This is a genomic window from Lactobacillus sp. PSON (assembly GCF_052615405.1).
The window spans coordinates 86,607-94,118 of the sequence record NZ_JBQXFW010000001.1 but is presented as its reverse complement, the minus strand read 5'-3'; the positions used below and the strand labels follow the sequence as shown (position 1 = coordinate 94,118).

Genomic DNA, 7,512 nt, shown 5'->3' with positions numbered 1-7,512 from the left:
AGAAAGTACACGGTAAGAAGATCGTTAAGATCAACAAGACTCAATGGCTTAACACTAAGGACGTTGTAAAGGATTAATTTGAACTAAGAATTAAATACTTTTCGATTTATAAAGAAAAACAGGCATTCTATGTGAATGGCTGTTTTCATTTTCTAAAAAAAACTAATTTTTAGCCTTGAAAAATCGCATTAAGATTGATTTTTGTTATAATTAAGAGTGAATTTCAAGGAGGGGCCTATGGAAAAATTGAATACCATGATGTTGGCCGACGATTTGGCCTTATCACAAGACAAGATTTTAAGCGGAGAACAAAATTTTGATGCTGAAGCTGTGTATAAAGCAATTGATAGCTTAGGTGTTTTAAATAATCCAATTAAAGATTACTTCGGCTTAACTCAAGAACAATATTATGAAGCAGAAAGTGATCATAAGCTTACCTTGATTAAGCTGGATGATAAGCTTATCAACTTACATGATCGCATTTTGACAAACCATGTTGATGGTTTTGTTGATAAGGATGAAATTAATTTAACTTATAATCATGAAAATCCTTATCAAGATGACATGTACAACAAGGAAGTTGACTACCGCGTCATCACTTATAGCCTTAAAGTAATTGGCGCAGTTCAAGCAATTGCTGCTAAGGACTTACAAGAGGTTTTATCTAAAGATGCAGTTTTGTCATTGGGACTTGCCGCATATGCTTTAGAACATAATGCATAGTTTTTTAAGTCGGCATTAGCCGGCTTTTTCTTTGTCTTTGAGGCGAAAAATATGAAGATTTTTAGACAAACTAGAGGAATTGTAGATAAAGTAATTGGTGCAAAAAAGCGTTCAACTTTACACCCAGAAATCAAATTAATAGACTCTTTACAAAAATATACTACTATAGGGGAATATCATGTTGATGGATTAGAGCATACTCCTGGTGGTAAGAAGTATGTTTTAACGGTTTACAAAGATGAAAATGGAATTTTACATCAAGCGCTTAGTCCAGAAAGTACGCAAAACTTAGCTCCTGAATATGTGAGAAGCTTTAATGAAGAATTAGGACGGTTTCGTGCTTTCAAAAATAAAAAAACTGGTCGTCGCTGGCGCGTTGAAGAATATTTGGATAATTTTGTAGAAAGTATTAGACCGCGGATTCGTGAAGGAGAAAATTCTGTTAACATCAGTGTAATTACAGATACTCACTTTAAAGATAGAAATAGCACAGATTTTTATGGGTGGAATGGTTTAACACATGTTCATGAATTTTCGTATTTAGATGATAAAAATCTTTTGAATATGAAAGTCCACTTAGGAGACTGGATTGATGGTTCAGATGCAGGTTTAGTTAGTGAAAGTGAACTTTATAAATTACGTGATGCGTTTAAATCAGATAAAGTTCCATATGTAATGATTAAGGGAAATCATGATGAAAATGATAAATTTGATGAACATCATGATTTAAGAGCTTCGTTTCCAGAAAATGAGTTTGAAAATATTATGTGGCCTAGCATGTATAAACAAGCTCGTATTCATTATATTTCACGCCAGCATGGAGTATGTTATTACGACTTCGATGATGTTAGAGTTATTTCAGTAAATACATCAGATATTCCATATGAGCTTGATTCTAAAGGACAAAAGAAATACGATGAAAAAATAACCCTTGCTGTTCGCGAAGATCAGATTGAGGAAATTATTGAGATTTTATCAAAATCATCTGGCAAGAAAATTGTTTTAATGAGCCATGCCAACCCAATTAATCGAAAAGGATCAAATGCTTTAAAGTATAATGGTCGTTCACTTCATGAACTGTTAGTTGCTTTTAATCAACGAGAAAAGGGAAGAATGCACTCAAGCAAGGGTGTTCCGCCTGAATTTCGTTTGTCTAATGATTTTGATTTTACTAATATTAAAGATGGTCGAATTATTGCCTACTTTTGTGGTCATCGTCATCGTGAAGATCAATACCGAATTAATGGCATTCAATATATTCTCTTTAATTGCTCAGCTTTAATGGGAGCAAATCATTCATTAACTACTAAGTATAATAAAAATTGGCATCGCAAGATCGATACAAAAACTGAATATGCAGGTTATGTAGTCAATATTGATTTAAAAAAGCATCGCCTTCAAGTTTTTGGTTATGGAGCCGCTTCTAAGCGAAAAGTATTCTTTATATAATTTTAAAGTTTTACATGTCAATTTGGCTAATAGCGCTGTTTAGCTTATAATAGTAGGGTTCAATCAATATACGAGAGAATATTTAAAGTAAGAAAATAAGTTAAGAATTTTAAATAAAGGAAAAGATTATTTATGTGCGGAATTGTTGCATTTTATGATCCAGAAATAAATGAAAAGCAAGCTGTCATTGGTAAGATGATGGCAACAATCAAGCACCGTGGACCAAGTTCCGACGGTTATTACACTAATGATGAAGTAGCTCTTGGCTTTAGACGTCTTTCAATTATTGACCTTCGTGGAGGAAGTCAGCCTATTTATAATGAAGATAGAACTAGAGCTATTATTTTTAATGGTGAAATTTATAATTTTAAGCCACTCAGAAAAGAATTAATTGATGCAGGTCATACTTTTACAACTAAAGCTGATACTGAAGTTCTTCTTCACGGCTATGAAGAATGGGGAATGGATGGGCTTTTAAAGCGTGTACGCGGAATGTTCGCCTTTCTTATTTGGGATGATAATAATAAGACCCTTTATGGAGCACGTGACTTCTTTGGTATTAAGCCAATGTACTACAGTAATGAAAATGGTCACCTTTTAGTTGGTTCAGAGCTTAAGAGTTTTCTTGAATTTCCTGATTTTAAGAAGGAATTGAATGTTGAAGCTGTTAAGCCATATCTTATGAATCAATATAATGATTTAGATGAAACTTTCTTCAAAGGGGTTTATCGCTTCCCTGCCGGACACTGGTTCGAATATAAAGATGGTGAAATGAAGACCCATCAATACTGGGATGCTGAATACAAAGAAAATAATCTAAGCTTTGAAGCAACTCTTGAAAAAATCAATGAAGACTTAGAAGAAACTGTTAAGCTTTACCATAATGCCGATGTGCCAGTTGGGGCATTCTTATCAGAAGGTGTAGACTCTAGTTTTATTACTAGTATCTTAAATCCTGATGATGTTTTCTCAATTAGTTTTGATGATTCAACTTATGATGAAGCTTCAAAAGCTAAGGCACTTGCTGATATTAAGGGCTGGAATTTCTTCAGTGATAAAGTAAATGCTGATGAAGCAATGCATGACTTTGCTGAAATGCAATATCATATGGATGAGCCAGATGCTAACCCTTCAATCATTCCTCTTTGGTATTTATGTAAGTTAGCTAGAAAGCATGTTACTGTTGCTCTTTCAGGTGAAGGTGCTGATGAATTATTTGCAGGATATGTTAACTATGGAATGCATACTCATAATGATGTAATTAAGGTCTTTACTTCAGAACTTAAGAAGCTTCCTAAGAAAAAGCGTGTAAAACTTGCTCATAGAATTAAGAAGATGCCTAATTTCCCAGGTAAAGTTCATATGTACACTAATTTAGCTGAACCAAGTGAATTTTATGTTGGTCAATCAGTTATTTATGATATGGATTATCCAACTATCTTCAGTTCAAAAGATGCTAATAGCATTTTGCAACCATCATACAGAAATAAGTTAACCGTAAATGGCAACTACCAAAAGGACTTTAAGAAGGTTAAAGACTTGGATGCTGTTAAGCAAATGCAATATATCGATTTACATCACTTTATGCTTAACGATATTGAACAAAAAGCTGATAAGATTTCAATGGCTCACTCTTTAGAATTGCGTGTTCCATATCTTGATAAGAAGATTGCAGAACTTGCTAACTCAATTCCAACTAAGTATTTAGTAAATCGTCATGACACTAAGTATGCTTTAAGAAAAGCAAGTGAAAAAGTATTGCCAGATGAATGGGCAAAGCGTCCAAAGCTTGGTTTCCCAACTCCAATTAAACAATGGCTTAAGGAACCACGTTTTTACAAGCAAGTTAGAGAATTGTTTGCAGAAGACTTTGTAAATGATATTTTTGACCAAAAGAAGATTTTGAAGTTGCTTGATGATAACTATGAAGGTGATGGATCTCACCGTCGTCAAATTTGGGCAATTTACACTTTCCTTGTATGGTACAAGCTCTTCTTCGTTGACTATAAGAACACTGTTAAGAAATATCAACATGTTCAGCCAGAAGTTGCAAACTTGATTGCACAAGGCAAATTAGTTTAGTTTAGGGGTTTATTTTAAAAAATGACTAAAAAATTTACGCCAATTTTGCTTGGTAGTGATATTAACGTTTATGGTATGGCTCGTTCTTTTAATGAAGCCTATGGAATCAAAGTTAAGGCATTAGCTGATACACAGCTTGCCGCAACTCGTTATTCTAAAATTGTTGATGTAGAACTTCATCAAGGATTCAGTGAAGATCCAACTTTTATGGAAGTTATGAAGAAAAAGATGGATATTTACAAGAATCATAAAGAACCAGTTATCTTGATTGCTTGTGGTGATGGTTATGCTGAACTTCTTGCTAAACACAAGGATGAATTGAGTGAAGTTTTCATTGTTCCTTATATTGACTATGACTTACTTGAAAAGTTAATTTCAAAAGAAGGATTTTATGAAATCGCTGAAGAATATGGTTTGCCATATCCCAAGACTAAAATTATTACAATGGATGATTTTAAGAGTGGCGATTACATGGATGTTCCTTTTGACTTCCCTGTTGAACTGAAGCCAGAAGACCCTGTTTCATGGCTTGATGTTCACTTTGAAGGTCGAAAAAAAGCCTTCACTATCCATGATAAAGATGAGTTTAAAGATATTGTTGGAAAAATCTACGGTAACGGCTATAAGGCTGATCTTATTTTACAAGACTTTATTCCAGGCGATGATTCTAACATGCGAGTACTCAACGCTTATGTAGATAAAGATCATCAAGTTAAAATGATGTGCATGGGTCATCCATTACTTGAAGATCCAACTCCACAATCAATTGGTAATTATATGGCCATTTTGCCAGAATATAATGAAAAATTATATGAACAAGTTCAAACTTTCCTTGAAAAATTGAACTACACTGGTATGGCAAACTTTGACATTAAGTATGATGAACGTGATGGTCAATATAAATTCTTCGAAATCAATTTGCGTCAAGGTCGTTCAAGTTTCTATGTTACTTTGAATGGCTATAACTTGGCTAAGTGGTATATTGATGATTATGTTGAAGATAATTTAAAGGATAAAGATACTGTTTATGGTAATAAACTTAAGAGTAAATACATGCTCTGGTTAGGTGTTCCTGTAAAAATCTTCAAAGAATATGCTTATGAAAATGAAGCTAAGGATACTGCAGAAGAATTGATTCATGAAGGCCGCTATGGTACCACTGTTTTTTATGATAAGGATCGCGGATTTAAGCGTTGGCTTCTTATGAAGTACATGTTCCATAATTACTTTGCTCGTTATAAGAAGTATTACCAAGTTAATAAGGGTCAATATTTTGAAAAACGTAAATAATTAATAATAAAAATATCTCGAATAATTTTCGGGATATTTTTTTGCAAAAAATTACGTAATTAAAGAAAATAAAATAGTAATTTGGAAAAATTTAGTGAGATAATTAAGGCAGATGCAATATTGCAGTTGCTTTTTTAGTAGGTAGAAAAATGGATGAAAGAAAATTAAAGTTAGTTGATCAGATAATGGCAGCTTTGAAAAATGTGACTGATCCAGAATTAAAAATTGATATAGTTAACTTAGGTTTGATTTATGGAATTGAGATTGAAAAAGATAGTGTAATAGTTAAAATGAGTTTAACTATTCAAGGAAGTTCTTTATCTCCAAGTTTGCAAGATAATATTGAAAAAGCTGTTACTAGTATTGATGGAATTAATAAGTGTCAAGTACAGCTTGTTTGGTATCCCGTTTGGACATCAGAGAGAATGAGTGAGAAAGCTAAAAGAAAACTTGAAATACAAAAAGATACTGAGAAAAAATCTGAAAAAGTGATTAATTTTAATATTCCAATTAAGCAACTTGCGGATAAATATCCTGATTTTGTACAAATTATGTATAATTGTGGTTTTATAAAAATTAAAATTCCAGGCTTGCTTAAAACAGTCGGAAGAGTAATGACAATTAAACTTGGCGCAGAGGCTATGAATATTAATTTAGAAAAAATAAAAAAAGCCTTTGAAGAGAAAGGTTATAAGGTAGAAGAATAATGACTCTAGAAAAAGAACGCCAAGAGGCAATTTTAAAAATTTTGCATTATATTCAAAATGGTGGCGATTTTCAAACCGCAAGGAAAATGTTCAAAGATTCTTTTGACAAAGTAGATGTTAGTGAAATTACAGAAGCTGAACGTACACTGATTGCTCAGGGACTTGATCCACGTGATATTCAATATTTATGTAATGTACACGCTGATGTGTTTAAGGGAAATATTGAGGAAAAAGTAGAATCTAAAGCTTTTAAAACTCCAGGCCATCCAGTGCATACTATTAAATTAGAGAACATGGTAATTAGTTCTTTAATTGATGATTATTTACTTCCTAATTTGCAAGAATGGGAACAAACTAATAATGAAAAAACTTTAATCAAAATTCAAAAAGCATTAAATGATCTAGAGACTATTGATAGGCATTATACTAGAAAAGAAGTCTCAATTTTTCCAATTATGAATAAATATGGTATTACTGCACCACCGCAAGTAATGTGGGGAGTAGATGATAAAATTCGCTCTTTAATTCATGCTAGTCAAAAAGCAGCTGAAATTCCGGTTGATAAAGATAAATTGCATAAGTTAATTACAGAAGTTAGTCATGAAGTACTGGAGATGATTTTTAAAGAAGAAAAAATTATGATTCCAATGATTGATGAAGTAGCAAGTGTAGAAGATTGGGCTAATGTAAAGTCTGAAGAAAGTCAAATTGGTTATACTTTAATTGCTAAGCCAGTTAATTGGAAACCTGAGTTACCTCAACCTACAAGCAGTATAATAAATATAGATAGATTAAATAGCTTCTTTATTAATTTTAAAGAAGGTAGCCTTAACTTAGAGCAACTTTCAGCAATTTTAGATTTACTTCCATTTGCACTAACATTTGTTGATGAAAATGATAAAGTTGTATATTTTGGTGGAGGAGCTGAAATTTATCCGCATTCTAAAAATTCCATTGGAAATTCAGTTTTTGAATGTCATTCTGCCAAAAGTCGTCCAATTATTAAAAAAATTTTCCATGATTTTCATGCTGGAACTAAAGATAAGATTGAGTATTGGTTTAAACCAAAGAAGCTTGGAAAGATGCTGTATTTACGGTATTATGCCGTTCGTGATGAGGCTAATAAGTACCTTGGATGTTTAGAAGTTGCAGAAGATATAACTAATATCCAAAAATTAACTGGTGAAAAAAAGACGATGTAAGCATTTCAAAAACTGGTAAAATAAGATTATACTATTGTTTGTGTTTAATATTTTTTTCT

The 7,512-nt window shown here is 32.4% G+C and carries 6 protein-coding genes; all 6 read left to right on the top strand.

The window, feature by feature from the left end:
• The first annotated feature begins 237 nt into the window (after positions 1-237).
• Positions 238-723, top strand: coding sequence for a hypothetical protein (locus ACTHPI_RS00460; protein WP_445352213.1), 486 nt, complete (start codon positions 238-240; stop codon positions 721-723).
• Between the two features lie 51 nt (positions 724-774).
• Positions 775-2,172: a metallophosphoesterase family protein gene (locus tag ACTHPI_RS00455; protein ID WP_445352212.1), complete on the top strand. Its 1,398-nt coding sequence runs from the start codon at positions 775-777 to the stop codon at positions 2,170-2,172.
• A 132-nt stretch (positions 2,173-2,304) separates the two neighbouring features.
• The gene (gene asnB / locus ACTHPI_RS00450; RefSeq protein ID WP_445352211.1) at positions 2,305-4,254 is read left to right on the top strand and encodes an asparagine synthase (glutamine-hydrolyzing); all 1,950 of its coding nucleotides are present in this window, start codon (positions 2,305-2,307) and stop codon (positions 4,252-4,254) included.
• Positions 4,255-4,275: 21 nt separating this feature from the next.
• Positions 4,276-5,544: a carboxylate--amine ligase gene (locus ACTHPI_RS00445; protein WP_445352210.1), complete on the top strand. Its 1,269-nt coding sequence runs from the start codon at positions 4,276-4,278 to the stop codon at positions 5,542-5,544.
• A gap of 149 nt (positions 5,545-5,693) precedes the next feature.
• Positions 5,694-6,251 carry an iron-sulfur cluster assembly protein gene (locus ACTHPI_RS00440; RefSeq protein ID WP_445352209.1) on the top strand — a complete coding sequence of 186 codons (558 nt, stop codon included), beginning with the start codon at positions 5,694-5,696 and terminating at the stop codon, positions 6,249-6,251.
• Positions 6,251-7,453: a DUF438 domain-containing protein gene (locus ACTHPI_RS00435; protein ID WP_445352208.1), complete on the top strand. Its 1,203-nt coding sequence runs from the start codon at positions 6,251-6,253 to the stop codon at positions 7,451-7,453. The genes ACTHPI_RS00440 and ACTHPI_RS00435 overlap by 1 nt, the downstream gene beginning before the upstream one ends.
• Positions 7,454-7,512: the final 59 nt, after the last annotated feature.

Excerpts from the sequence above, each read along its gene's own strand:
- ACTHPI_RS00440 (WP_445352209.1), top strand. The coding sequence starts at position 5,694 with ATGGATGAAAGAAAATTAAAGTTAGTTGATCAGATAATGGCAGCTTTG.
- asnB (WP_445352211.1), top strand. The coding sequence starts at position 2,305 with ATGTGCGGAATTGTTGCATTTTATGATCCAGAAATAAATGAAAAGCAA.
- ACTHPI_RS00435 (WP_445352208.1), top strand. The coding sequence starts at position 6,251 with ATGACTCTAGAAAAAGAACGCCAAGAGGCAATTTTAAAAATTTTGCAT.
- ACTHPI_RS00460 (WP_445352213.1), top strand. The coding sequence starts at position 238 with ATGGAAAAATTGAATACCATGATGTTGGCCGACGATTTGGCCTTATCA.
- ACTHPI_RS00445 (WP_445352210.1), top strand. The coding sequence starts at position 4,276 with ATGACTAAAAAATTTACGCCAATTTTGCTTGGTAGTGATATTAACGTT.
- ACTHPI_RS00455 (WP_445352212.1), top strand. The coding sequence starts at position 775 with ATGAAGATTTTTAGACAAACTAGAGGAATTGTAGATAAAGTAATTGGT.